Here is a 23727-nt window from a genome sequence, read left to right as displayed (position 1 = left end):
TCGCTGTCATGACTGGGGAGAGCGTGCTCGCCGTACCGGATGAGCGGGTGATCCGCGACAAGCTGCAACAGATGGTCATCGCCGACCTGCACGGGCCGCTCGGTGGGCCGGCGGAGCAGTTCTCAGCCAGGGAAAATCCGCTGGACCGCTACATTCTCGGGCGGCTCGCCCCCAACGGCGTGTCCGTCGACCCGGCCACTGAGGACACCTTCACCGAGGCCACCGCGTCGGACGCCGCGGAGGGAGGCCCCGAGCCGACCGCGCCGAGCGTGCCCAGCCTGGCGCCGTCCGCGCTCGGCTTCACCACCAGCGTGCCGCCGTCGGTCCCCGCGCTGCGGGTCACCGCCGCCTGGGGCAGTTACGACACCGGGATCGACGAGCGAGCGGAGCACGCCGGCAGCAGGGTCTGGCGGCGGCACCAGCGCGGCGGCACGGTCACCGTGCCCCTGCGCGAAGGGCTGATCGACCCACTGCCGGTCGACGCGGCACAGCCGAAGGTCGTGGTGCGGGGTCGGGTGCGTCGGCTGGACGACGTCTGGCTGGTCTCGCTGTTCCTGGAGAACAGGGAGCACAGCGATTCGCCGCGCCAGGCGACGCAGTGGATCTTCCAGGTCGAGTTGACCGCGACCGGCCCGACGGACGACGAGCCGGTTTTCGTGCCCCGTCCGGAGCAGGTCACCGGCGGCGACGACGCCGACCAGGCGGAGCGGCGCCGGCTGGCGATGGCCTACCGTTTCCACCCCGAGTTCGCGGTGGGGCACGGCACGGCCGTCCACGCCGAGCCGGCCTCCGCCGATCCGTTGCGGGCCCATGAGGTACGCACCACGACCGTCCCCGCGCACGAGCTGCCGTTCACCGACGTGCCCAGCAGCGAGCAGGACGACGACCTGCCCAAGTTGGCCGACGTGGAGCTGGACATGCGGCGGCTCGCCGAGTTGGCAGCCGGCCCGGTCGAGTCCCTCACGGCGGCGTTACAGCCCCTCGTCGCCGGCTACCGGGCGTGGATCGACCGCAACGAGGCGACCGCCGCCGACCCGCAGCGGCGACTCGACGAGTACGGCCCGCAGGTACGCGAGGCGCTGCGCGACGCCCGGGAGGCGGCCGACCGGATCACCGCCGGCATCAGGCTGCTCGCCGCGTCTGACCCGACGGCCCGCGAGGCGTTCGGCTTCGCCAACCGGGCGATGTACCTGCAACGTGTGCACAGTGTGGTCGCCGCCCGGCGACGGGAACACCCGAACATCCCGCTGGAGCAGGCCGTCCTCGACGCCGATCAGCCGAAGAACCGCCGGTGGCGCCCGTTCCAGCTGGCCTTCGTCCTGATCAACCTGCCGGCCCTGGCCGACCCCCGGCATCCGGAACGGGGCGACGACGTCGAGCGCGCCGTCACCGACCTGCTCTGGTTTCCCACCGGTGGCGGCAAGACCGAGGCGTACCTCGGTCTCACCGCCTTCACCATCGGGGTACGCCGCCGCCAGCCGGACTTCGGCGGGTTGACCGGCCAGGCCGGGCTCGCGGTGCTGATGCGGTACACCCTGCGGCTGCTCACCATCCAGCAGTTCGAGCGCGCCGCGACCCTGATCTGCGCGGCGGAGTCGCTGCGCCGCGCCGACCCGCAGACCTGGGGCGAGACGCCGATCCGGATCGGGCTGTGGGTCGGCGGCCGGGTCACCCCGAACCGCACCCAGGACGCGAAGGAGTGGCTGGACGAGCGGCGGCGGGGCCGGTCGCACCGGGGCATCGGCTCACCCCACCAGCTCACCAGTTGCCCGTGGTGCGGCAGCAGGATCAACCCGGGCCAGGACATCGTGGTGGAGCGGGAGCCCTGGCGGACCCTGGTGCTCTGCCCCGATGTGGAGTGCCCGTTCAGCAGGGTGGGCAGCTACCCGCTGGCTGATGAGCAGGTCGGTCTGCCGGTGATCCTGGTCGACGAGGAGCTCTACCGGCACCCGCCCGCGCTGGTGATCGCCACCGTCGACAAGTTCGCCCAGCTGCCCTGGAAGGGCGAGACCGCCGCCCTCTTCGGCCGGGTCAGCAAGCGCTGCGACCAACACGGCTATCTCACCGAGGACCTCGAATCGACCGACTGGGAGCGCAAAAGACACCGGCCGGGCAATCGGGTCGTCCCCTGCGCAGGGTTGCGTCCGCCCGACCTCATCATTCAGGACGAGCTGCACCTGATCTCCGGGCCGCTCGGTTCGCTGGTCGGGCTTTACGAAACCGCGGTGGACCGGCTGGCCAGTTGGGAACCGGTCCGCGGGCACTGGTCCCGGCCGAAGGTGATCGCGTCCACCGCCACCGTGCGTCGCGCCGAGCAGCAGATCGGCGCGCTGTTCAACCGGCGTACCCGGGTCTTTCCGCCGTCGGGGTTGGACGCCTCCGACAGCTTCTTCGCCCGCCAGCGCGAGACCGAGGAGCACCCGGGACGCCGTTACATCGGCATCTGCGCGCACGGCAACCGGCTCCGGTCGACCCTGATCCGGGTCTACGTCTCCGTGCTCGGCGCGGCGCAGAAGCTCCACGAGACGTACGGCCGCAACCGGGTCACCGACCCCTACATGACGCTGGTCGGCTACTTCAACAGCCTGCGCGACCTCGGCGGCATGCGCCGCCTGGTCGAGGACGACGTGTCCAGCCGCCTCATCCGCGCCGACGAGCGCGGGCTCGCCCGGCGGTACGACCCGTACCTGGAGGAGCTGACCTCCCGAATGCCGTCGGACGCCATCCGGCCGCTGCTGGACCGGCTCGCGGTGCGCTTCGACGGCACCCGGGCCAAGGGTGCACCCCGGCCGATCGACGTGCTCCTGGCCACCAGCATGATCGCCGTCGGCGTCGACATCGAGCGGCTTGGCGTGATGGTGGTGGCCAACCAGCCGAAGTCCGCCGCCGAATACATCCAGGCGACAAGCCGGGTCGGGCGGAAGGCACCGGGCCTGGTGTTCACCGTCTTCAACTGGGCCCGGCCGCGCGACCTGTCCCACTTCGAGCGCTTCGACCACTTCCACGCCACCGTCTACCGGCAGGTCGAGGCTCTGTCGGTGACCCCGTTCGCCGAGCGGGCCATCGACCGGGGGTTGACCGGGGTCCTGGTGGCCCTGGTCCGGAATCTGGACGGCACCTACAACGGCAATCTGCGGGCGCGCGAGTTCGACCGGCACGGTCGACTCGCCGACCACGTGGTGCGATACCTCAAGCGCCGTAGCGAGGTGGCCGCCGACAACACCGTCCGTCAACGGGTGGAGGACGAGCTCGAAGCCCGCCTCGACCTGTGGGCGCGGGAACGGGCCCGGCCCGCCCGGCGGCTGGCCTACGACAAGCCGTACCACAGCGACGACATCGCCGGGCTGCTGCATCGACCGGATGAGGGCCGGTGGGTGCAGACGACCTGTCCCACCTCGCTACGGGACGTGGAGCCCGGCATTCAGCTCCAACTGCAACTCGGTGTCACCGGTGACGACTCACCACCATTCGTTCCGCCCAGCGGGGGCGGCGCCGCAGGGGCGTCCTCATGAGCCGGCCACAGCAACGCAGCCTGCGGGTCGGCGCGTTGCGCCCCAACCAGCTGCTGCACACCTACGGCGTCGGCTCGGTCGCCGATCTGCCCAGCCTGTCGGTGCTGACCCTCGGGTTGGCCCACTGGGATCTCACCCACTCGCTGCCGGTCACCGAGGACCGGCTGTTGACGGCGCTCCGGCGCAGGCTCGGTGGCCAACTGGAAAGCCTTCGGCTTCCCCCGCACCTGCCGGAGACGTCCGACCTGTTCGCCGACTGGACCCGGGTGGGGGTGCCGGTGGCACTCTTCCCCACCTGGCTCCGCTGCTCGGACACCCGGTGCAACCGGCTAGCGCCGGCGGATTCCGGGCTGTTCGAACTTCTGTCGTCTCCCTACCAGCCGGACCGGGCCCGCTACGTGCACAGCTGCCGAGGCAACGGAAACTCCCGGCCCACCGCCGTACCGGCCCGTTTCGTGCTGGCCTGCGACAACGGTCACCTGGACGACTTTCCCTGGTCGTACGTCGCGCACGGTGGCACGGACCCAGGCGCCGGTCACTCGCTCACGCTCGCCGAGCGCGGCAGCACCGGTGAGGCGGCCAACATCTTCATCTCCTGCGAGTGCAAGGCCTCCCGACCGATGTCGGTGGCGCTCGGCCTGCTTGCCGAACGGACCCTACCCGCCTGCCGCGGACGCCACCCCCACCTCAACACCTACGAGCCCTGCGACGCGCCCGCGCGGACACTCGCCCTCGGCGCCACCAACAGCTGGTTCGCCATGCAGCTACGGGTGTTCAGCATTCCCCGGGCCGAGCATCCGGTCGACCAGGTGGTCGACGACCTCTGGCGGGACCTGAGCATGCTCGCCGGACTGGACGCGGCCACCGCCAAAATGATCATGCAGACTCAGAGTTGCTGGTCCGAGCTGAAGCCCTACGGCGTCGACCGGGTCTGGGCAGCAATCCAGCGCCGCAGCAAGGCCGAGCCCGACGACACGCCGGACGACAGCGACGACCTGCGCAAACCCGAGTGGCTGGCGTTCACCTCCGGCACCCGCATCGAGCTTCCCGACTTCACCATCCGCCCGGAGCCGGTTCCGCTTGAGCACCGGCACTGGCTCCGGGAGGTGATCCTCGCCCCTCGGCTGCGGGAAGTCTCTGCCCTCTACGGCTTCACCCGAATTGACGCACCCGAATGGGATGTGCTCGACACACCGGATGTGCGGCGGGCGCCGCTGACCATCGGCAAGCCGACCTGGCTGCCCTGCGCCGAGATGCGGGGCGAAGGGATCTTCCTGCGCCTTGACGAGGAACGCCTCGTCGAGTGGGAACACCGACCGGACGTCAAGCGACGCGAACAGCTACTAGTCCGCGCCCACGACCGCTGGCGGGCCCAACGCGGGCTGGATCAGGCACCGTGGCCGGGCCTCCGGTACGTCCTGCTGCACACCCTCGCCCACGTGCTCATCCGTGAGCTGGCCCTGGAATGCGGATACAGTGCCGCCGGGATCGGCGAGCGCATCTACGCCGGGACGGACGAGGCTCCCGCCGCCGGAATCCTTCTCTACACCTCGGCACCCGACAGCGAGGGCACCCTCGGCGGCCTGGTCTCCCTGGGGCGAAAGGACAGACTGGGATCGCTCGTCAGGCGTGCCCTGGAAGCCGCCCGGCTGTGCAGCTCGGACCCGCTCTGCGCGGAACACGACCCGACCGTGCACGCCCGCCTCTCTGCGGCCGCCTGCCACGCCTGCCTCTTCGCCGCCGAGACCTCCTGCGAGCGCGGCAATCACTACCTCGACCGGGCCCTGCTGGTCGACACCCTCAACGATCCCGGCTCCGGGTTCTTCGCCCGATGAGCTACGAGCGGTTCGTGGCGGTGATAGCCGACATCGCCACCAACATCCCCGCCGATCATGTCGCCGCCTGGGCCAGTGCGCTGATGAACGTGGACACGCCCGGCGACAGCGCCGTAGCCGCCAAACTGGTCGGCGCCCGGCCCGGATTCTCGGTCGGCACCCACGTGGAACGACTGATGAGAAGCTGGCGGACGGAGGCGCCCGACCTTCCCGGTTCAGCGGTCGGTCTCGCTCTGCGCAGCGCCGCTCTCATGCAAGGGCGCGCGGATGCGAGGCGCACCGAGCTGGCGGTCAGCGGGCCGACCAGCGCAGCCGTGCCGGTACGGCTCACCAGCTCCGTGGTCGTCGAGGTCATCCGGGCGGCCCGGAGCAGGCTGCTCGTGGCGAGCTTCGCCGCGTACGGGGTCGCCGAGGTGGTTGCCGAATTGCGGTCCGCAGCCCTCCGAGGCGTACACATCGACCTGATCCTGGAAAGCTCAGCCGAAGACGGCGGTGCCCTACGGGGATCCGCCGGGGCCGCCCTCACCTTCGCGGCTCTCCGTCACCAGGCAACGTTCTGGCACTGGCCGGCCGCACGACGAGCCGCCAGTGGAAACTCACACGCTGCGTTGCACGCGAAGCTCATCGCCGCCGACAGCAGGGTCGCGTTGATCAGCAGCGCCAACCTCACCGACCGGGCGCTGTCTCACAACATCGAGGTCGGCGTGGTGCTCCACGATCCGGAGGTGGCGCGAAAACTCGTCGCGCACTTTCAGGCCCTCACCGATCCCCGTACCGGCGTGTTGCAGCAACTCATTTGATACCCACGCGTTCAGTTAGGGCGGCTGCTGGCCGGTCAAGGTGTGTTGGTGATGACGTCGATGCTGCCGGTGGCCCTGTAGGTGCGGCGGGCCGATGTTCGGCCCGCGCGTTTGATCATGCGGTCAAGCCAGGGGCCTCGCTACCTCTCGACCACCGGAACTGCAAGATCGTCGAACCATCAGCCTCAAGCCTTGGCGCCCGCTCTCGACACAGGCCCGGCAACACGAAGCAAATTTCCCGCCGCAGGTACTTCTTGTCGATCTGACAAGAAGGTAGCGTGAGCGGCATGCGAGATCGATGGCAGTCATCAAGCGTGCTGCTCACGGTGGACCTGGTGATCTTGACCCTGCGCGAGGACCGTCTCCATGTTCTGCTGGTGGAGCGTGGTCACGAGCCGTACCAGGGGGCGTTTGCCCTGCCCGGCGGCTTTCTCCGCGACCGCTCGGAGGACATCCTGGCCGCGGCGGCGAGGGAGTTGTCCGAGGAGGCCGGTCTCGACGCTGGGACGTTGCACCTCGAGCAGCTCGGGATTTACGGCGACCCGGGCCGTGACCCCCGTGGTCGGGTTGTCTCCGTAGCCCACCTGGCGATCGCTCCCCGGCTTCCGGAACCGGTGGCGGGCACAGATGCCGCAGACGCCCGCTGGACACCTGTCGACCAGGTGCTCGACACATCAGTTCCCCTCGCCTTCGACCACCTGCGGATCGTGAGCGACGGGGTGGACCGCGCCCGCGCCAAGTTGGAGAGCACCGCCCTCGCCACCGCTTTCTGCGGGCCGACCTTCACCCTTTCCGAGCTGCAACAGGTCTACGAAGCCGTGTGGGACACCCGCCTCGACGCCCGCAATTTCTACCGCAAGGTGCAGGGCGTACCCGGTTTCGTGAATCCGGCGGGACCCGTCAGGAAGACAGAAGGCGGGCGGCCTGCCCGCCTCTTCCATGCCGGCCCGACCACTGTCCTGTATCCGCCCATGGTCCGCCCGGACCGTACTGAAGGAGGAGAAGACCTGTGACAGACGCCGTCGTGGTGATCCTGACCGCACTTGACCTGGAATACCAGGCGGTCCGCGAGAAACTGACCGACCCACAGTTGCACCGGCACCGGGCGGGAACCCGGTTCGAGATCGGCTGGCTGGCCGATCGTCGTTGCCGGGTGGCCCTCGGCCTCGTTGGCAAGGGCAACCATCCGGCGGCCGTGCTGGCCGAACGGGCGATCGCCGAGTTCGATCCGGTCGCGGTGCTGTTCGTCGGTGTGGCGGGTGCGCTGCGACCGAAACTCGCGCTCGGCGACGTCGTCGTCGCCACGCACGTCTACGCCTACCACGGTGGCACGAGCGAGGACGACGGTCTCAAGGCACGGCCGCGGGTGTGGGAGATCCCCCACGGCCCGGACCAGATCGCGCGGCACTTGAAACGGACCGGCACCTGGACCTCGCAACTGGCCTCGGATGGTACGGCTCCCCAGGTGCACTTCGGGCCGATCGCCGCCGGTGAGGTGGTGCAGGACTCCACGGTGTCCGACCACGCCCGGTGGGTGCGGCAGCACTACAACGACGCGATGGCCATCGAGATGGAAGCGGCCGGCGTCGCCCAGGCCGGCCACCTCAACGGCTCGCCGGTCGTCGTGGTGCGCGGCATTAGCGACCGCGCCGACGGCACGAAGACCAAGACCGACGGCGCCAGCTGGCAGCCGAAGGCAGTGGCCAACGCCGCCGCTTTCGCCACCACCCTCGCCGTCGAACTGGCGCGGGAGGCACGTTGCAGCTCAACCCGAACCCAGGCCGAGCCGAGGAGGAACCCGACGATGAGCCCGACGGTGAACAATACCGCCAGCGGTGCGGCGCAGGTGGGCGTACAGGCGGGTCACATTCACGGCAACGTCTGGGTGGGTAGCGCGCCGTCATCGGCACCCTCGGATCTGCCCACCCAGCTCGCCGAGCTGCGGGACGAGCTGTGGCGGGCGCACCGGTTGGGGCACCTGGATCAGCCGACCTACGAGGCGGCCGAAACCGAACTCACCGCCGCCGACAAAGCGCTCGACGACCCGCGCGACGGTAGCAAACTGGTGGTGGCACTCAAACGGCTTCGCGGGCTGGTCGGGGACGTGGCCGAACTGGCCGCGAAGGTCGCCGCCGTCATTGCGATAAGCCAGGGCGCGCTGTGACGGCGCGGCACGTCACCATGCCCGTCCACGACAACGCCCCGAACGTGGGCGTCCAGGCGGAATCGGTGCACGGCAACATCGCCGTCTACTTCCTCCCACCTGGCGCGGGACCGGAGGAGAAGCTGCGGGTCGGCGTGAACTACCTCAACGGCGGAATGCCCCACAAGGCGGGAGAACTCATCTACGACGTTCTGATGAGCGGACACACCAGCAGTGAGGCGTGGTTCCACTGGCTGCTGGCCATAATGAGCGGCCGAACCCTGCGTCAATTGTCCGAGGAGGACATCACCAAACTGGGCGCGGCCCGAGGCCGGCTCCCGCTGCACAGGCAGGACGTCTGGGCGGACGGACTACGGGTCATCAGCCGGCTACTGGATGCCCTGGACTCTCAGCAACCGGAGCTGCGCCGGCTCGTCCGCAAGGAGCTCGCCAGTCTGGACCCGCTGCTCCGGGAAAAGATCGTGCGGCATCTCCAGCTGTTCCTCAGCGGCCCGGTCGAGGACGAGATGTGGACGATCAGCGTGGCCGACGCCAAGAACGCGCAACGCGCCAACGGTCGCTCTGAGCGGGTGTGGCGCTTCTTCTACCCGGCGCCCGCGAACCCACGCGCCCGGCAGCCCGTCCCCCCGGCCACGAGCGGCCGGGACGTCGCCCTGGCGGTCGTTACGACAGCGGTGGCCGCCGCGGCGGCTGGCTGGCTGTGTTGGGTCGTTCTCACATCCGGCCGGGTCGGACCGATACTGGCTCTGCTGCTGTCGATCGGAGCCGGCTACCTCTGCGCGGTCCATGGTGTCGCGTGGCGCTCCAACGTGGAACGGCGCCGGGCCAAGGACTCCGTGCACCGGCCTCCCCAGCAGCGGAAGGCCGCCCCGTCCGGTGGCTTCGCCAACCGGGTCGACCGGCTCTTCAAGCAGTACGCCGGACGGTACGTCCCCGAGGGAATCGACCGGGCCGAGTGGTTGAATCTGACCGCCGGCATTCGCCGCCACCTCAGGGACGAGATCGTCGAGGTCTACCGGGAGACCCGGGTCAGTGACAAGGAGATCGCCTGGCTGATCCGCCACCGCGTCGGCGACCTCAAGACTCGGTGGACCAACGGCACCCTGTGGGCCTACCGCGAGCAGCTGCGCACCCCGGTCCGTATCCGTGCACTCGTCGTCCTCGGCGGCCTCGTCGCGGCGGCCTGCTCGCTGCTGGTGATCGCCACCGCGCTGCCGCAGAAGCCTCTCACCGGTGCGGCCGCCACGGTCATGCTGCTCGTCGCCGCTTGGCCCGCGGTGCGGGGCTGGTCCCGGATCGTGCTCGAAAGGCGACGTTTCGCCGCTGACCAGACGGAGCACGACCAGCGGATGGCCGACAGTTGGGCGGCCCACGAGCGGTGGACGCGCAAACTTGCCAGTAAGCCCGAGGACGCGGAGATGGCGGCCTGGCTGGACTGCGACTGCCGACTCCTGATCGACAAGGCGATGGCGCACTACAAGCTCCGCCCAACCGACGTGATCGCCTACGCGGTCATCGAGGCACCCGCCAAGCCCTACATGAAACGAGGACGGGTCCGTAACGGCCCCTGGCGGTACGGCCGGTACGAACTGCTGGTGTTCCTGCTCACCCCTGACGGCGTGCGGCAGATGAGTGCCCAGCTCGACTTCGAGCAGGCGACCTTCCATAACCTGCGCCGGGCCAACTACCGGTTCGAGGCCGTGGCCGCCGTACGGGTGGCCGAGTCGGACAAACAAGCCCGGACCTTCGAGTTGGCGCTGGTCAACGGCGAACTCACCACGGTCAACGTGACCGAGGCCAGCACGGACAAGCTGCAGGACGGTGAGAACCCGCTGACCCTGTCGGAAGCAGCCCTGGACGCCAGCGGCCTCACGACCACCCTGCACGTCCTGGAGGGTGTCGCCGCTGAGGGCAAGGAATGGATCCAGCGGGAACGGCAACGCGGCCGGAAGCGGGAAGAAAGGTTCATCTCCGTCATGCGGGACTTGTTCGACTGACCGAAAATGACGCCCGCCGACCACACCGACGGGGCCGGAGCCCGGGGTGCCGCTTAAGCCCCTTCGACGATCAGCCGCCGATGTCTCCGGCCCTCCGAGTCGAACGGTTCCCTGCCCGGCGGAGCATCCGCCGTACCGGGGCCCGCCCGGCTCAAGACAGCCGACGATGTGCCGGCTGGACCACGTCCAACCGACGCCGAGCAGGTCAACGGCTCCCGAGCACCCACCCACCACCGATGTACACGAAAAAGGCCCTGGCCTGGTGTGAACCACCAGGCCAAGGCCTTTATTGCTGGTGCGCCGCCAGGGACTCGAACCCCGAACCCGCGGATTAAGAGTCCGCTGCTCTGCCAGTTGAGCTAGCGGCGCTCGTTGGCAACGGGGAGAAGATTAGCATGCCTCCCGAGGGGGGTTCCAATCCGATCCCCGGCTCCCCCCTTCGGCCGAGCTTACCGGGCAATCGTGGACGAAACGGCCGGGCGGACGAGGACAGGGGGCGGACAAGCGGCGACCATGCGGCACGATGTGCGCCAGGTACGCGAGAACAGAGGTGGGGATGGGCATGTTCGCGCGGGCCGGGGCGATGGTGGGCGCCCTCGGCCTGGTGGCGTCGCTGGCTCTGACGGGCTGCGGCGCGGAGCAGAAGAAGCAGGCGGAGTTCGTCGGCGGCACCGCGCCGGCCACGTCCGCCACCCCGGGTGCGGCGGGTACGGCGGCCGAGCCGGGCACCCCGGCCGCGCCGAGCGGTCCGCCGCTGACGGTCAGCCCGGCCGACGGGGGGAAGAACCGGCCGGTCAGCTCCGAGATCAGCGCTGAGGTGCCCGGCGGCGGGAAGGTGTCCAGCGTCACGCTGGCCGCCGCCAACGGCGGCCAGGTCGAGGGGCGCCTGCGCGCCGACGGCTCGTCCTGGGTGCCGTCGAAGCCGCTGAAGTACGGCACCCGTTACACGGCCACGGTCACCGCCACCGGCTCCGACGGGACGACCAGCCAGGGCAAGAGCACCTTCACGACGATGGCGAAGCCCAAGTCGGTGATCAGCTCCGGCCTCTACCTCTTCGACGACAAGACCTACGGCGTGGCGATGCCGGTGGTCACCGAGTTCCACCCGGGGATCCCGAAGAAGGACCGGGCGGCGGTGCAGAAGCGCATGTTCGTGCAGACCGATCCGCCGCAGCCGGGCGCCTGGCACTGGGTGGAGAACGGCACCCAGGCCTACTACCGCGCACCGGAGTACTGGAAGGCCGGCACCACGCTCACCGTCCGGATCGCACTGGCCGGTATCCCGCTGAGCAACGGCCGCTACGGCAACGTCGACCGTGCGGCGACCGCCAAGATCGGCCGGGCGTTCGAGATGCAGGTGGACAACGCCACCAAGAAGATGACGGTGTACGAGGACGGCCAGGTGGTCCGCACCCTGCCGGTGAGCCTGGGCAAGAAGAAGACCCCCTCCTCCAGCGGCACGATGGTCGTGATGGAGAAGAAGGAGTCCACGGTCTTCGACACCCGCGACGATCCGGACCCGGCGAACCGCTACGTGACGGAGATCGACTTCGCCCAGCGGCTCACCTGGGGCGGCGAGTACATCCACGCGGCGCCCTGGTCGGAGCACGTGCAGGGCCGGCAGAACGTCTCGCACGGCTGCGTCAACGTCTCCATGGCGAACGCCCGCTGGCTGTTCGGGAAGACCAAGGTGGGCGACCCGATCACCATCAAGGGCACCGAGCGCAAGCTGGCGCCGGGCAACGGCTGGACGGCGTGGAGCCAGAGCTGGTCCGAGTTCGTCAAGGGCAGCGCGGTGCCGGTGCCGGAGGCCGGCGAGGGATCGGCCTTCTGAGGCACGCCCACCGACGATCCGGCGACCGGCCCGCACCCGCGGGCCGGTCGCCGTCTTCGTGGCCCTGCCGCGCCGCCGTTCCGGGCCCGCGACGCCGGCGACGCCCCGGGAGCCCGCTGCCGGCACGTACTACGGCGGGCCGGGAGAGGCGAGCGAGCCTCGGTAAAGCCTCGGATCTTATCAACATTCGGACATCTCGTACCGCGTGTTTCGGTTCACCTTGCGGAACGGGTACCTGCCCCGGTGCGTCAGTGAGGGACGATGGGCAACCGGGGACCACGACTGTGAGGGAATCATGCGAGCTGTCCAGGACCAGCTGATCCGGCACGGGGACGACCGGCGGGGTCGACGACGCCGTGGATTCGCGGCGGCGGTGCTCGCCGTGACGCTCGCGCTGGCCTCCGCCTGCACCGACGGCGGCGGGGGCAAGCCCTCGGGCGGCTGGCAGAACGGCGACGACCAGCCCGCCGCGCCGAAGGCTGCGGCCACCATCGTCGAACCCAAGGCCGACGCGAAGGACGTACCCGCGTCCACCGGCATCACCTTCACGGCGACGGAGGCGGAGCAGACCAGCGTCGAGCTGAAGGACTCCGCCGGTGGGGCCGTCGAGGGCGAGCTGGCAACCGACGGCAAGAGTTGGCTGCCCGCCGGCGCGCTGAAGTACGGCGAGACGTACACCGCGACGGTGACCGCGACCGGCGACGACGGCCGACCGGCGACGGCGACGGCGACCAGCACCTTCACCACCATGGCGAAGCCCGGCAAGCAGGTCCGGATCAGCAGCTTCCTGGGTGACGACCAGGTCGTCGGCGTCGGCATGCCGCTGATCGTGAAGTTCAGCCGGGCCGTCCCGGAGGACTACCGCGACGACGTGCAGAGCCGGATGACGGTCACCTCCGTACCGGCGCAGGAGGGCATCTGGCACTGGGTCAGCCCGACCGAGATCCGCTACCGCCCGAAGGAGTTCTGGAAGACGAACAGCACGGTCTCCTACCGGGTCCAGGCTGGCGGCCTGCCGCTGGGCGGCGGCTGGTACGGCCGGGCGGACCTCAGCGTCGGCATCAAGGTCGGCCCGGCGGTGGTCATGACGGTGGACAACAAGACCAAGCGGATGACCGTCACGAAGGACGGCTCCGTGATCAAGACCATCCCGGTCAGCCTCGGCAAGAAGAGCACCCCGTCCTCCAGCGGCACGATGGTGGTCATCGAGAAGCTGCGCAAGACGGTCTTTGACACCTTCGAGGAGCTGGGCCCCGAGGAGGGCTACCGCACCAAGATCGACTACGCCCAGCGGCTGACCTGGGGCGGCGAGTTCATCCACGCCGCGCCCTGGTCGGAGGGGCAGCAGGGCCGGGTGAACGTCTCGCACGGCTGCGTGAACGTCTCGATGGCCAACGGCGCCTGGCTGTTCGCCAACACCCGCGTCGGCGACCCGATCACCGTCAAGGGCACGGAACGGAAGCTCCAGAACGGCAACGGCTGGACCGACTGGAACATGAGCTGGGAGCAGTACGTCAAGGGCAGCGCCCTGCCGTACGAGCCGCCGACCGAGGCCGCCCCGGAGGAGAGCGGCGCGCCCACGGCCACCCCGACCGCCTGAGCCGGAAACGCCGAAGGCCCCCTCCGCGAGGAGGGGGCCTTCGGTCACCGGGTGACTGATGGGAATTGAACCCACGACAACCGGGACCACAACCCGGTGCTCTGCCAACTGAGCTACAGCCACCATGCCGTTCACACCCGATGGATCCACGCCCGGTCGATCGCCCCGGGCGGGGTGCGGACCAATAATAGCCCTACCCCCGCCCGCCGCGTCCAGCGGGTTCCGCCGAGCGGGTTGTGCCCGGCGGCTCAGAGTCCGGCTGCTATTGCCTTGGCGGTCTCCACGTCCGGCCCGGGCAGGGGCACGAAGAGGGTCCGCCGGTAGTACTCCAGCTCCCGGATGCTCTCCCGGATGTCGGCCAGGGCCCGGTGCGCGAGCCCCTTCTGGGGCTGGCCGAAGTACACCCGCGGGTACCAGCGGCGGCACAGCTCCTTGATCGACGACACGTCGATCATCCGGTAGTGCAGGTGCGCGTCGAGGCGGGGCATGTCCCGGGTGATGAAGCCCCGGTCGGTGGCGATCGAGTTGCCGCACAGCGGTGCCGTACGCGGATCCTTCACATGGCTGGACACGTAGTCCAGGACCATGTCCTCGGCCTCGGCGAGGGTCACCGTCGAGCGCCGGACCTCCTCGGTCAGCCCCGACTTGGCGTGCATCGTCGTTACGATCTCGGGCATCGCCTCCAGCGCCGCCTCGTCGGCGTGGATCACCACGTCGACGCCATCCCCGAGCACGTTGAGGTCGGGATCCGTGACGAGCGCGGCGACCTCGATCAGCTTGTCCCTGCCGAGGTCCAACCCGGTCATCTCACAGTCGATCCAGACGAGAAGATCAGCCACCGGGACAGCCTACGCGCAGCCCACCCGGCCGCGCGCCCGCGCACCGGGGCACGCGGTGACCGCTAGGGTTTCCTCCGTGCCAGCCGAACCCGCCGCACCGCCCGCCGTCACCGACGACGATCCCGGTGGCCGTACGGTCCGTCGGCTCGTCACCCTGCTGGCGCTGGCCGCCGTGCTGCCGGCGCTCTACCTGCCCGGCATGGTGCACGACTTCTTCGACCTGAAGATCTACATGCGCGCGATGGACTGGTGGGCGGCCGGGAACCCGCTCTACGACTACGTGCAGCCCGACCGGGTGCAGGGCGAGCTCTACTTCACCTACCCACCGTTCAGCGCGCTGCTGCTGCGCCCGTTCGCGCTGCTGCCGCTGGGCGCCACCGTGGCGATCTTCACGGTCCTGACGGGACTGGCGGTGGTGGTCACGACCCGGTGGCTGCTCGCGCCGGTGATCGCCCGGCACGGGCTGCCCCGTGTGTTCAGCCTCACCGTGGCGGTCCTGCTGGTGCTGGCCGTCGAGAGCACCCGCGAGACGATCACCTTCGGTCAGATCAACATGCTGCTGGTCGTGCTGATCCTGGCGGACCTGCTCTTCGCCGTACCCCGGGCGAGCCGGTGGGCCGGCGTGGGCGTCGGGCTGGCGACGGCGCTCAAGCTCTTCCCGGGCATCTTCATCGTCTACCTGCTGGCCACCCGGCGGTGGCGGGCGGCGGCGATGGCGAGCGCGACGGCCGCCGCCGCGACCCTGCTCGCCGCCGCGGTCGCGCCGCGCGACTCGTGGCGGTTCTGGACCCACGAGCTGTGGGCGACCGACCGGGTCGGCCGCACCGACTACACCGGCAACCAGTCGCTGTTCGGCCTGCTCAGCCGCATCACCGCACCGGAGAAGCCCCACCAGCTGCTCTGGCTGCTGCTGGTGGCGGCCATCGCCGGGTACGGGCTGTGGCGCGCCGCGCGGGCCGCCCGCGCCGGGGACACGCTCACCGGCCTCGCCCTGACCGGCCTGGTCGGCTCGCTGGTCAGCCCCATCACCTGGACCCACCACATCTACTGGTTCATCCCGGCGGTGGTCGTGCTGACGGACGCGGCGCTGAGCGCCGACGCCACGACCGGCGAGGGCGCCCGTCGGCGACGTCTGCTGGCGGCACTCGCCGTCGGCACCTCCGCCCTCATCGTGTACGGGGTGGTGACCTTCCACGACTGGGGCATCGCCCCGGTGCGTACGGACTCGCCGGGCGAGTTCCTGGTGCGCAACACGTACGTGCTGCTGAGCCTGCTGCTGCTGGTGACCCTCCCGGTGCGGCGGGAGGGCCGCAGGTCGCGGGAAATGGACAGTCTTCCCAAGTAGCGCCCTTCATGGCTAATCTGGTCGTAACTACCTCAGACGTCTCTCGGGTAGCACCGATCCCCCGGTGAGGGCGGCCCTCCGCGTCGGCAGCGCGGAGGGCCGCTCGCCGTCCGTGCCCGCGTGGGTGCCGACGCGGGGCAGGGGCCGGACGCGGCTCAGCGCGGATCGTCGGGCGACTGCCGGCCGGCGTCGGCAGCGCCAGCCTCGGAAGCGCCAGCCTCGGAAGCGCCGGTGTTTGAAGCGGCGGCGGCGTCAGGAGCGCCGGCGCCGGTTCTGGCGGCGCCGGGAGTGCCGGCATCGGAAGCGGCGGCGGCGAGAGCGGCGGGGCGGGGGCGGTCCGCTACGGCGACCGGGTCGGCCGTCTCCTCGGGGGCGGCGGGCGGCCAGGCCAGGGTGAGGTTCACCTCGGGCGGCCGGAGCGCCGGGTCGCCTCCCGCGAGGTCGGCGAGCGTCGCGGGGCGGCGGGCGGGCACCGGCCCGATCGCCGGCCGGGATCCCGTGGGAGCGGCGCCGACCGAGGCGAGCTGACGCCCGGCGACGCGCGACCGGTCGCTGTCCCGGGTCGGCTGCGCGCCGAGGCCGGCGAGCGAGGTCACCCCGAGGCGGCCGGCGAGCACCGGCACCTGGTCCGGCTCGACCACGAAGACCACCTCGCGGGGCCGCACCGGGCGCAGCAGGAGCAGGGCCAGCGCCACCGCCAGCACCCCACCGGCCAGCAGTCCGGCAGTCGCTGGGGCGGTCCAGCCGGCGCGCAGCCCCGCGCGCAGTTCCAGGCTCAGGTCGGCCCGCCCGTCGGGACGCATCACCACCAGGCTCAGCCGCCGGTCGGCCAGTTCCGCCGGGGTCCACTCCAGCGCGCCGATCCCCTCGCGTACCCAGAAGGGCTGGCCGATCGGCGCGACCGACGGCGCGGGACCGGCGGACGGCGCGGGACCGGCGGGCTGCAACCGGACCGGCAGCGGCCCCCGGGCCAGCGCCACCCGGCGCACCTCGGCATGCGGCACCGGGTCGAGCCAACGCCGCACCTCGTCGGCGGGCGCCAGCCCGACGAAGGCCGGGCCGTCGGGCGTCCGCGCGTCCAGCCGGAGCCGGGCCTGCCCGGCGCGGGTGAACGGCGCCTCGGCCCGCAGCAGCTCGTCCACGTCCCGGACGACCATCGCGTGACCCGGGGTCTGCACGGTCTCGAACCGGGCGCTGAAGGCGCCACCCGGGTCGGCCTGCCGGGCGAGCAGCGTGAGCGCCCCACCGGCGAGCAGCGCCGTGATCCCGACCGTCAGCAGCAGCATGGCGGCGAGCACCCGCACGATCCGCATTCGCCTCGTCCCCCTCCGTAGCCGGATACCCGGCCGACCTTACCGACGTGGGGCGAGCCAGCAGCGGATATCCACGGCACGGGGCCGGGAAAGCAGCCGGCCCGCCGGATGATCCGACGGGCCGGCGAGTGGTACGACGGGTCACTCCTGCGACGTCGGCGTCCGCCGCGTACGCGAGAACGCGAGCCCGCCCAGCAGCAGGCCACCCACGCCGGCGACCAGGCCGGCGACCGCGAGCCCGGTGGCCACGTCGTCGCTCCCGGCGTCGTCATCGTCGTCGTCGCCGGCGGCCTGCGGCGCGGCGGCGCCGGTGGGGGCGGTCGACGGCGAGGCCGCCGTGAGGGTGAGCACCGGGGCGGGGTTCTCCGGCTCCTCGCCGCCGGGGAGCGGCTCCTCGATCCACCGCTGCACGTTGCCGTCGGAGTAGGTCTGCAAGGTCTTGAAGACCATCGTCTCGACCTGCGGCAGCGGCCCCATCGACACCGGGAACTCCTGGAACTGGCCGGGCTTGACCGCCGCGCTCCCGGTGGCCGTCCAGGTGAGCTTGGAAACGACCTCGCTGAGCTGGCTGCCGTGCACCTCGACCGGCGGGTCCACCTTGCGCTTCTCCACCGCCACCGTCCAGCCGGGCACCGGCATGGTCGACACGGAACCGATGGGCGCGTTCTCCGGCAGCACGACCTCCAGCTTCGTGGTGGAGGCCGTGTCGCTCTCGTTCGGCACCCGGAAGGCGAACCGGCTGTAGCCGCCCTGGGTGGCCTCCTGCGGGTTGACCGTGACATGGGCCGAGGCGGGCGCCGCGAAGCCGAGGACGGCGGTGGCGACGGCGCCGAGCGCCAGGGCGGCGGCGGCGCTTGCGGTACGCCGGTGACGGATCATGGTGCGAGCCTTCCTGTTACCTGATCGGCACGGTGGTGGTCACCGTGGCCTGGTCGATGTCCGAGGTGCGGGCCGTGATGCGCAACTGCCACTCCCCCGCAGCCGGGAAGTTGATCTCGCCGGTGGCGTGGTTGTCGGTCAGCGGCAGCAGCGGGACCTGGATCGCTTCGATCCCCGCCGCCGGCAGGGCGACCGTGGCCCGCCACTCCACCACCGGCTGGGGCCGGTTGTCCTTCGTGTACGCGTAGAAGTGCACGGTGTTGTTGCCCCGCTCGGCCGGGTCCAGCTCGATCTGGAGGTCGTAGTTCGGGCTGGACAGCGTCGTGGAGAAGAAGCGGCCCGGCGCGCCGGCCACGTCGGCGCCGGCGGTGCGGGCCGGGGTGGTCTGCACCAGGACGGCGGACAGGCCGAGGACCACCGCCGTGATCGCCAACTCCGCCCAGACCGCCCGCCGCATCGACGTCGGCCGGCCGGCCGCGGTGCGCCGGCGCACCAGCTGCCGGGAGTACGCGGCCACCGCGATCACCAGCGCGAAGAGCCCGATCTTGCCCAGCACCAGCCGGCCGTAGGTGGTGTCGACAAGCGCGCGGGGGGTGGCCACCTCGATCAGCGCCTGGACGGTGCCGGCGAGCAGCAGCGCCGAGACGGCCAGCGCCGCCCAGCGCGACCAGATCGGCAGGATCGCGCCCAGCTCCCGCTCGTCGGCCCGGGTCAGCAGGAAGACGGCGAGCATCACCAGCCCGCCCATCCAGACCGCCATGCCGCCCAGGTGGACGGCGTCGACGACCACGGAGACCGCCGGGGCGGGCGAGGCCGCCGGGTGCCCGGCCAGCGGCCAGGTCACCAGCGCCGCCGCCCCGAGCACGCCGAGGATGACCAGATCGCTCCGCTCGACCGGCCCCGCCATCAGGGGTCGGAGCAGGAACGCCGCCGCGGCCAACAGGCCCAGCCGGACCAGGTGCGCGGCGCCGAAGGAGCTGCCCAGCACGTCGCTCAGCCCCTCGCCGGTGACGTCGAACACGCCGCCGCCGGCGGTGTAGGGCACCTGGAGCAGGAGGTTCGCCACCGTGGAGACCGCCAGCAGGCCGAGACCGGCCCAGGCCAGGCGGGCCGGTCCGCGCCGGGGCAGCCGTCGGGGCCAGAGGGCGGCGAGCACCAGCGTCGGTCCGACGAGCAGCAGCAGGCCGGCGTAGCCGGCGTACTTGGCGACCTTGACCGCGTTGCCGACGACCGGGTCGGCCCGGCTGTCGTCCCCGCTGTCGACCGGGGGCGTCGAGGGCGCGCCGACGGAGTAGGTGAACGCGCCCGAGACGGGGTGGCTGTCGGAGGAGATGACCCGGTAGCTGACCAGGTAGGTGCCGCGCGCCCCAGCGGGGTCGACCGGCACGGTGACCACGGTGCCCTCGAAGGTCGGTTCGCCGCGGTCGGCGCGGGAGCCGTCCGGTGCGATCACCCGGATCTTGCCGGACACCTTGCGGACGGACTCGCTGAACGTGAGTACGACCTCCGCCGGCGCGTTCGACACCACGGCCGAGGCGATGGGGCTGCTGCTCACCAGCACCGCGTGGGCGCTGGCGGGGCCGGCGGGGGCGATCAGCAGGGCGACGACGGTGACCAGCAGGCCGGCGACGGCGAGCAGCCGGGCGATCGGGCGGCGGTTGGCGACACTCATGCCGGCAATGCTCTCGAATCCGACCGGCCCGGCGCGACTCCGACCATGCCCCGCGCCGCCGGAACCCACCCGCCCGGGGCGACTACGAGGATGGTCCGCGCCGCCGGGACCGGCCGGGCCGGCCCGCCCGGGGCGGCGTCAGCCATGACGGGCCAGGAGTGCGGTCGACGGCCGGCGGTCCGGCTCGTCGCTGACCCGTCCCAGCGCCCACAGCAGCCCCGCCTGCACCACTGCGGCCAGGTGCCCGACCTCGTGCACCAGCGCGGTCGTCGAGTTGGCGATGTCCACCGCACTGGTGCCGGCCAGGCAGACCGCCAGCACCAGCGCCACCGGCACGAAGGCCCGGGCGCGCTCGGGTCGCCACGCGGCCAGCGCGAACCCGACGGCCAGCGCCACGTCGAAGGAGGCCATCTCGCGGCTGGTGTGCGGGTCGAGGGTCACGCCCAGCCCGGCCAGCAGGACGGGCAGGGCGATCGCCAGTTGGGCGACCGCGGCCACCGCGACCGCCACCCGCAGCACCTGACGGCGGGCCGCCCTGGCCGCCGCCCGGGTGCGTCCGGCGGCCAGCGAATCGGCGGCGACCGCCGCCAGCACCGACGCGGTCAGGTCGGGCACCGCCACGGCCTGCACCCGGACCAGCCGGGTGACCTGCTCGGCGCGGGTCAGCCAGGCCCGGCAGCCGGGGCAGCTCTCCGCGTGCGCGTCCAGCACCGCCGGCGCCGCCAGCGGGTCCTCGCCGTCCAGCCGCGCCGACAACGCCGCGCGTACGTCGTCGCATGTCATGTGGGGATAGTCGTGCGACGCACCGGTTTAGTTCCCAGGGTGGCGCAGGCCATGGAAGGGTCGAAGGACCCTCCCCGGCCCGGCCCCGCCGCGTAACCTGGACTGTCGTGATCCCCGCCCCGCGCGAGACCTCCGCCGCCAGTCCGACCGGTGACGCGGGCGTCGCTGCGCGGGAGTCGGCGACCGAGTGGGCGCTGGCCGCCCGTGACGGGGACCCCGTCGCCCAGGCCGCCTTCGTCCGGCTGACCCAGGCCGAGGTGTGGCGCTTCACCGCCGCGCTTGTCGATCCGGACAGCGCCGACGACCTGACCCAGGACACCTACCTGCGGGCGTTCCGGGCGCTGCCGGCGTTCGAGGGCCGCTCCAGCGCGCGCACCTGGCTGCTGGGCATCGCCCGCCGGGCCTGTGCCGACCACCTGCGCACGGTCGTGCGTCGCCGCCGGCTCGGTGAACGGCTCGCCGCCGACGCCTGGACCGACCGGCCGCACCCGGATCCCGCCGGCCAACTCGGCGCCGCCGACCTGGTCCGCCGGCTGTCGGCGGAGCGCCGCGCGGCGTTCGTGCTCACCCAACTGCTCGGCCTGTCGTACGCCGAGGCCGCCGCCGTGGAGGGGGTGCCCGTGGGCACCATCCGCTCGCGGGTGGCCCGGGCCCGCAACGACCTCGTCGAGGCGGTCGGCGACGCCCTCGCCGGATGACCGGGAACTTCCGCCGGGGACGGGACGACCAATGATCGTGACCGCACCGCACACCCGGGTCGCCCGCTGGCCCGCCGTCCGCCCCTGGATCGGGGTCGCCGTCCGGCTGGGCCTGGCCGCCGTGTGGCTCGTCGCCGGCGGCAGCAAGGTCGGTGACCTGGCCGCCTCCGGCCGCGCCGTCAACGCGTACCAGGTCATGCCGTACGACCTCGCCACGGTGATCGGCGCGGCGCTGCCCTTCGTCGAGCTGGCGCTGGGCCTGCTGCTGCTCCTCGGCCTGGCCACCCGGCTCTCCGCCGGGGTGTCCGCGGCGCTGCTGGTGGTCTTCATCGTCGGCATCGTCTCGGCCTGGAGCCGGGGCCTCGCCATCGACTGCGGCTGCTTCGGCGCCGGCGGGGAGCTCGCCGAGGGCCAGACCCCGAGCTACCTCCCGGAGATCCTCCGGGACCTGGGATTCCTGGCGCTGGCCGGGTTCCTGCTGATCTGGCCCCGCACCCCCGTCTCGGTGGACGGCTGGCTGGCGGGGGACGCATCCGTGGAGGACGAGGATGAGTAGTCGCAAGGGGCAGAAGGGCTCCGCCCGGATGGTCCGCGAGCAGCTGGCCCGGGAGCGGCGGCGCAAGCGGACGCTCTGGGTCTCCGTGGCCGCCGTGGCCGTCCTGGTCGTCGCCGGCCTGATCGGCTGGAGCGTCTACTCCAGCCAGCGCTCCGACGACTTCACCGCGCCGACCGGCTCGACCGAGGACGGCACCGGGGTCGTCGCCGGCTCGGGCCCGGTCACCATCGACATCTACGAGGACTTCCTCTGCCCAGCCTGCAAGCAGTTCGAGCAGGCCAGCGGCCCGACCATCGACCAGCTCATCAGCGAGGGCAAGGTGCGTGTCGTCTACCACCCGGTCGCGTACCTGAACCGCTTCTCCAGCACCCAGTACTCGACCCGCTCCTCGGCCGCCTCCGGCTGCGCGGCGGAGGGCGGCCGCTACCGGGAGTACGCCAAGGCGCTGTTCGACCGGCAGCCGCCGGAGGGCGGCGCGGGGCTCAGCGACGGTGAGCTGGCCGACATCGCGGCGGGCACCGGCATCGACCGGGACGGCTTCGCCTCCTGCCTGCGGGAGGGCACCTTCAAGCCGTGGACCGAGCACGTGACGCAGGAGGCCAGCAAGGCCAACATCACCGGCACCCCGACGATCCTGGTCGACGGCGAGCAGATCGCCGACCGCAGCCCGGAGGGGATCAAGTCGGCGGTGGAGGCGGCCGGCAGGTGATCCGCGACCTGGTGACCCGCGCCGGCCTGGTGCTCGCCGGCACGCTGACGGCGACGGCCGCGTTCGCCGCCCCGGCCGCCGCGCACGGCGCGGACGCGCCCGACGGCACCGACTACCGCACCGAGGTGACCGCCGTCGCCCCGGCCGGCCCCGGGCTGAGCGTACGGGTGATCGAGGCGGGCGCGCGGCTGGAGCTGACCAACACCGGCGACCGCGCCGTCGAGGTGCTCGGCTACTCCGGCGAGCCCTACCTGCGGGTCGGCCCCGACGGCGTGTACGAGAACGTCCGCTCTCCCGCGACCTACCTGAACCGGACCATCGCCGGGGACACGCGGCTGCCCGCCGAGGCGAACCCCGCCGCCGCACCGGACTGGCGACGCGTCGACGACTCCGCCACGGCGCGCTGGCACGACCAGCGGGCACTCTGGCGGGAGTCGGCACCGCCGCCGCAGGTGCGCGCCGCCCCGGACCGGGAGCACCGGGTGCGGGACTGGACGGTGCCGCTGCGCACCGACACCGGGACGGGGGAGATCCGCGGCACCCTCGACTGGGTGCCGCCGCCGGACGCGTACGTCTGGTGGGTGGTCGCCACGGTCGGGCTGCTGGCCGTGGGGGCTCTCGGGCTGTTGCCGGCCCGCTCCGGGCCGGGCGCGCGGGCGCTGGCCGGGCTCGGCGGGCTGCTGGTCGTCGGCGGGGTGGCCGCGGTGGTGTTCACCGTGGGCCGGGAGGTGGACGCCGGTGCGCGGGGCGTGGGCGCGGTGCTGACCGGCCTGCTCGGCGGGCAGGTCTGGGCGCTGCTGACCGGGCTCGGCGCCGTCGCCGCGGGCGTCTTCGCGCTGGCCCGCCGGCCGGCCGCCGACTTCGCGCTGGCGCTGGCCGGGGCCTGCCTGGCGCTCTTCGCCGGGGTGGCCAACGCCGCCGTCTTCGCCCGCGCCGTCGCCCCCGTGCCCTGGCCGGCGACGACGGCCCGGATCCTGGTCGCCCTGATCCTCGTCGCCGGCGCGGGCGCCACGGCAGCCGGTGCCCTCCGCCTCCACGCCGCCCGCCCCACCCCCTCTCCCCCTCCCCCTCCCACCCCCACTCCCCCCACCCCGCCCTCCACCCCCGCCCCGCGCGTCGATCATGGAGTTGTGGCAGGGGACGAACCGGAGCAGAAGAGGTCTGATCGGGCACCATGAGTGCATGATCGAC

The 23727-nt window shown here is 71.9% G+C and carries 17 protein-coding genes, 2 tRNA genes and 1 pseudogene; 13 read left to right on the top strand and 7 right to left on the bottom strand.

From position 1 onward, the window contains the following. Positions 1-8: 8 nt before the first annotated feature. The 6 genes from drmA to ABZ573_RS05935 all read left to right on the top strand — a co-directional run bounded on the left by drmA (position 9) and on the right by ABZ573_RS05935 (position 10308). On the top strand, positions 9-3512 hold the full coding sequence (gene drmA / locus ABZ573_RS05960) for a DISARM system helicase DrmA (protein WP_358115962.1): 3504 nt from the start codon (positions 9-11) through the stop codon (positions 3510-3512). Further along, positions 3509-5347, top strand: a complete 1839-nt coding sequence (locus ABZ573_RS05955; protein ID WP_358115959.1) for a DUF1998 domain-containing protein — start codon at positions 3509-3511, stop codon at positions 5345-5347. The genes drmA and ABZ573_RS05955 overlap by 4 nt, the downstream gene beginning before the upstream one ends. Then, positions 5344-6147, top strand: coding sequence for a DISARM system phospholipase D-like protein DrmC (gene drmC / locus ABZ573_RS05950; RefSeq protein WP_358115956.1), 804 nt, complete (start codon positions 5344-5346; stop codon positions 6145-6147). The genes ABZ573_RS05955 and drmC overlap by 4 nt, the downstream gene beginning before the upstream one ends. A gap of 287 nt (positions 6148-6434) precedes the next feature. Beyond that, complete coding sequence (locus ABZ573_RS05945) at positions 6435-7160, top strand: NUDIX domain-containing protein (protein ID WP_358116158.1); 726 nt, start codon at positions 6435-6437, stop codon at positions 7158-7160. Next, positions 7157-8311 carry a 5'-methylthioadenosine/S-adenosylhomocysteine nucleosidase gene (locus ABZ573_RS05940; RefSeq protein ID WP_358115953.1) on the top strand — a complete coding sequence of 385 codons (1155 nt, stop codon included), beginning with the start codon at positions 7157-7159 and terminating at the stop codon, positions 8309-8311. Before ABZ573_RS05945 ends, ABZ573_RS05940 begins: the two co-directional genes overlap by 4 nt. Beyond that, positions 8308-10308, top strand: a complete 2001-nt coding sequence (locus ABZ573_RS05935; protein WP_358115950.1) for a hypothetical protein — start codon at positions 8308-8310, stop codon at positions 10306-10308. Before ABZ573_RS05940 ends, ABZ573_RS05935 begins: the two co-directional genes overlap by 4 nt. A 293-nt stretch (positions 10309-10601) precedes the next feature. On the opposite strand, the gene ABZ573_RS05930 is transcribed toward ABZ573_RS05935, so the two are convergent. After that, a tRNA-Lys gene (locus ABZ573_RS05930) sits at positions 10602-10677 on the bottom strand. A 187-nt stretch (positions 10678-10864) separates the two neighbouring features. On the opposite strand from ABZ573_RS05930, the gene ABZ573_RS05925 reads away from it, so the two are divergent. Together ABZ573_RS05925 and ABZ573_RS05920 are read left to right on the top strand one after the other, a co-directional pair. After that, complete coding sequence (locus ABZ573_RS05925) at positions 10865-12142, top strand: Ig-like domain-containing protein (RefSeq protein WP_358115947.1); 1278 nt, start codon at positions 10865-10867, stop codon at positions 12140-12142. Positions 12143-12437: 295 nt separating this feature from the next. Beyond that, positions 12438-13742 carry an Ig-like domain-containing protein gene (locus tag ABZ573_RS05920; protein ID WP_358115944.1) on the top strand — a complete coding sequence of 435 codons (1305 nt, stop codon included), beginning with the start codon at positions 12438-12440 and terminating at the stop codon, positions 13740-13742. Between the two features lie 50 nt (positions 13743-13792). Here ABZ573_RS05920 and ABZ573_RS05915 read toward each other — a convergent pair. Both ABZ573_RS05915 and orn read right to left on the bottom strand, forming a co-directional pair. Continuing rightward, positions 13793-13865, bottom strand: a tRNA-His gene (locus ABZ573_RS05915). Positions 13866-13990: 125 nt separating this feature from the next. Beyond that, positions 13991-14581, bottom strand: coding sequence for an oligoribonuclease (gene orn, locus ABZ573_RS05910; protein ID WP_151454865.1), 591 nt, complete (start codon positions 14579-14581; stop codon positions 13991-13993). Positions 14582-14657: 76 nt separating this feature from the next. Here orn and ABZ573_RS05905 point away from each other — a divergent pair, with 76 nt between their 5' ends. After that, positions 14658-15926, top strand: coding sequence for a glycosyltransferase family 87 protein (locus ABZ573_RS05905; RefSeq protein ID WP_358115940.1), 1269 nt, complete (start codon positions 14658-14660; stop codon positions 15924-15926). A gap of 340 nt (positions 15927-16266) precedes the next feature. Here ABZ573_RS05905 and ABZ573_RS05900 read toward each other — a convergent pair. From ABZ573_RS05900 to ABZ573_RS05885, 4 genes and pseudogenes are all read right to left on the bottom strand, one after another. Continuing rightward, a pseudogene (locus tag ABZ573_RS05900) lies at positions 16267-16711 on the bottom strand (hypothetical protein); the annotation flags it as partial. A 669-nt stretch (positions 16712-17380) separates the two neighbouring features. After that, positions 17381-18118, bottom strand: coding sequence for a YcnI family protein (locus ABZ573_RS05895; RefSeq protein ID WP_151457154.1), 738 nt, complete (start codon positions 18116-18118; stop codon positions 17381-17383). A gap of 16 nt (positions 18119-18134) precedes the next feature. Continuing rightward, the gene (locus ABZ573_RS05890; RefSeq protein ID WP_192581573.1) at positions 18135-19799 is read right to left on the bottom strand and encodes a copper resistance protein CopC; all 1665 of its coding nucleotides are present in this window, start codon (positions 19797-19799) and stop codon (positions 18135-18137) included. Between the two features lie 129 nt (positions 19800-19928). Then, entirely contained in the window at positions 19929-20573 is a 645-nt protein-coding gene (locus ABZ573_RS05885; protein WP_358115936.1) for a zf-HC2 domain-containing protein, read from the bottom strand. Between the two features lie 107 nt (positions 20574-20680). Here ABZ573_RS05885 and ABZ573_RS05880 point away from each other — a divergent pair, with 107 nt between their 5' ends. The 4 genes from ABZ573_RS05880 to ABZ573_RS05865 are packed head-to-tail and all read left to right on the top strand — an operon-like array spanning position 20681 to position 23714. Continuing rightward, entirely contained in the window at positions 20681-21271 is a 591-nt protein-coding gene (locus ABZ573_RS05880; RefSeq protein WP_358115933.1) for a sigma-70 family RNA polymerase sigma factor, read from the top strand. Between the two features lie 31 nt (positions 21272-21302). Beyond that, the gene (locus tag ABZ573_RS05875) at positions 21303-21827 is read left to right on the top strand and encodes a MauE/DoxX family redox-associated membrane protein (RefSeq protein WP_132233914.1); all 525 of its coding nucleotides are present in this window, start codon (positions 21303-21305) and stop codon (positions 21825-21827) included. Beyond that, positions 21820-22536 carry a thioredoxin domain-containing protein gene (locus ABZ573_RS05870; RefSeq protein WP_358115929.1) on the top strand — a complete coding sequence of 239 codons (717 nt, stop codon included), beginning with the start codon at positions 21820-21822 and terminating at the stop codon, positions 22534-22536. Before ABZ573_RS05875 ends, ABZ573_RS05870 begins: the two co-directional genes overlap by 8 nt. Next, positions 22533-23714, top strand: coding sequence for a hypothetical protein (locus tag ABZ573_RS05865; protein WP_358115926.1), 1182 nt, complete (start codon positions 22533-22535; stop codon positions 23712-23714). The genes ABZ573_RS05870 and ABZ573_RS05865 overlap by 4 nt, the downstream gene beginning before the upstream one ends. Positions 23715-23727: the final 13 nt, after the last annotated feature.

This window comes from Micromonospora sp. NPDC007220 (genome assembly GCF_040634035.1).
Classification (GTDB): domain Bacteria; phylum Actinomycetota; class Actinomycetes; order Mycobacteriales; family Micromonosporaceae; genus Micromonospora; species Micromonospora reichwaldensis.
The sequence above is the reverse complement of the archived record's forward strand: the minus strand, read 5'-3'. Positions and strand labels throughout refer to the sequence as shown.

What these genes read in the sequence shown, in the direction of transcription:
- drmA (WP_358115962.1), top strand. Translation starts at nt 9, where the DNA reads ATGACTGGGGAGAGCGTGCTCGCCGTACCGGATGAGCGGGTGATCCGC.
- ABZ573_RS05955 (WP_358115959.1), top strand. Translation starts at nt 3,509, where the DNA reads ATGAGCCGGCCACAGCAACGCAGCCTGCGGGTCGGCGCGTTGCGCCCC.
- drmC (WP_358115956.1), top strand. Translation starts at nt 5,344, where the DNA reads ATGAGCTACGAGCGGTTCGTGGCGGTGATAGCCGACATCGCCACCAAC.
- ABZ573_RS05945 (WP_358116158.1), top strand. Translation starts at nt 6,435, where the DNA reads ATGCGAGATCGATGGCAGTCATCAAGCGTGCTGCTCACGGTGGACCTG.
- ABZ573_RS05925 (WP_358115947.1), top strand. Translation starts at nt 10,865, where the DNA reads ATGGGCATGTTCGCGCGGGCCGGGGCGATGGTGGGCGCCCTCGGCCTG.
- ABZ573_RS05920 (WP_358115944.1), top strand. Translation starts at nt 12,438, where the DNA reads ATGCGAGCTGTCCAGGACCAGCTGATCCGGCACGGGGACGACCGGCGG.
- ABZ573_RS05895 (WP_151457154.1), bottom strand. Translation starts at nt 18,118, where the DNA reads ATGATCCGTCACCGGCGTACCGCAAGCGCCGCCGCCGCCCTGGCGCTC.
- ABZ573_RS05885 (WP_358115936.1), bottom strand. Translation starts at nt 20,573, where the DNA reads ATGACATGCGACGACGTACGCGCGGCGTTGTCGGCGCGGCTGGACGGC.
- ABZ573_RS05875 (WP_132233914.1), top strand. Translation starts at nt 21,303, where the DNA reads ATGATCGTGACCGCACCGCACACCCGGGTCGCCCGCTGGCCCGCCGTC.
- ABZ573_RS05870 (WP_358115929.1), top strand. Translation starts at nt 21,820, where the DNA reads ATGAGTAGTCGCAAGGGGCAGAAGGGCTCCGCCCGGATGGTCCGCGAG.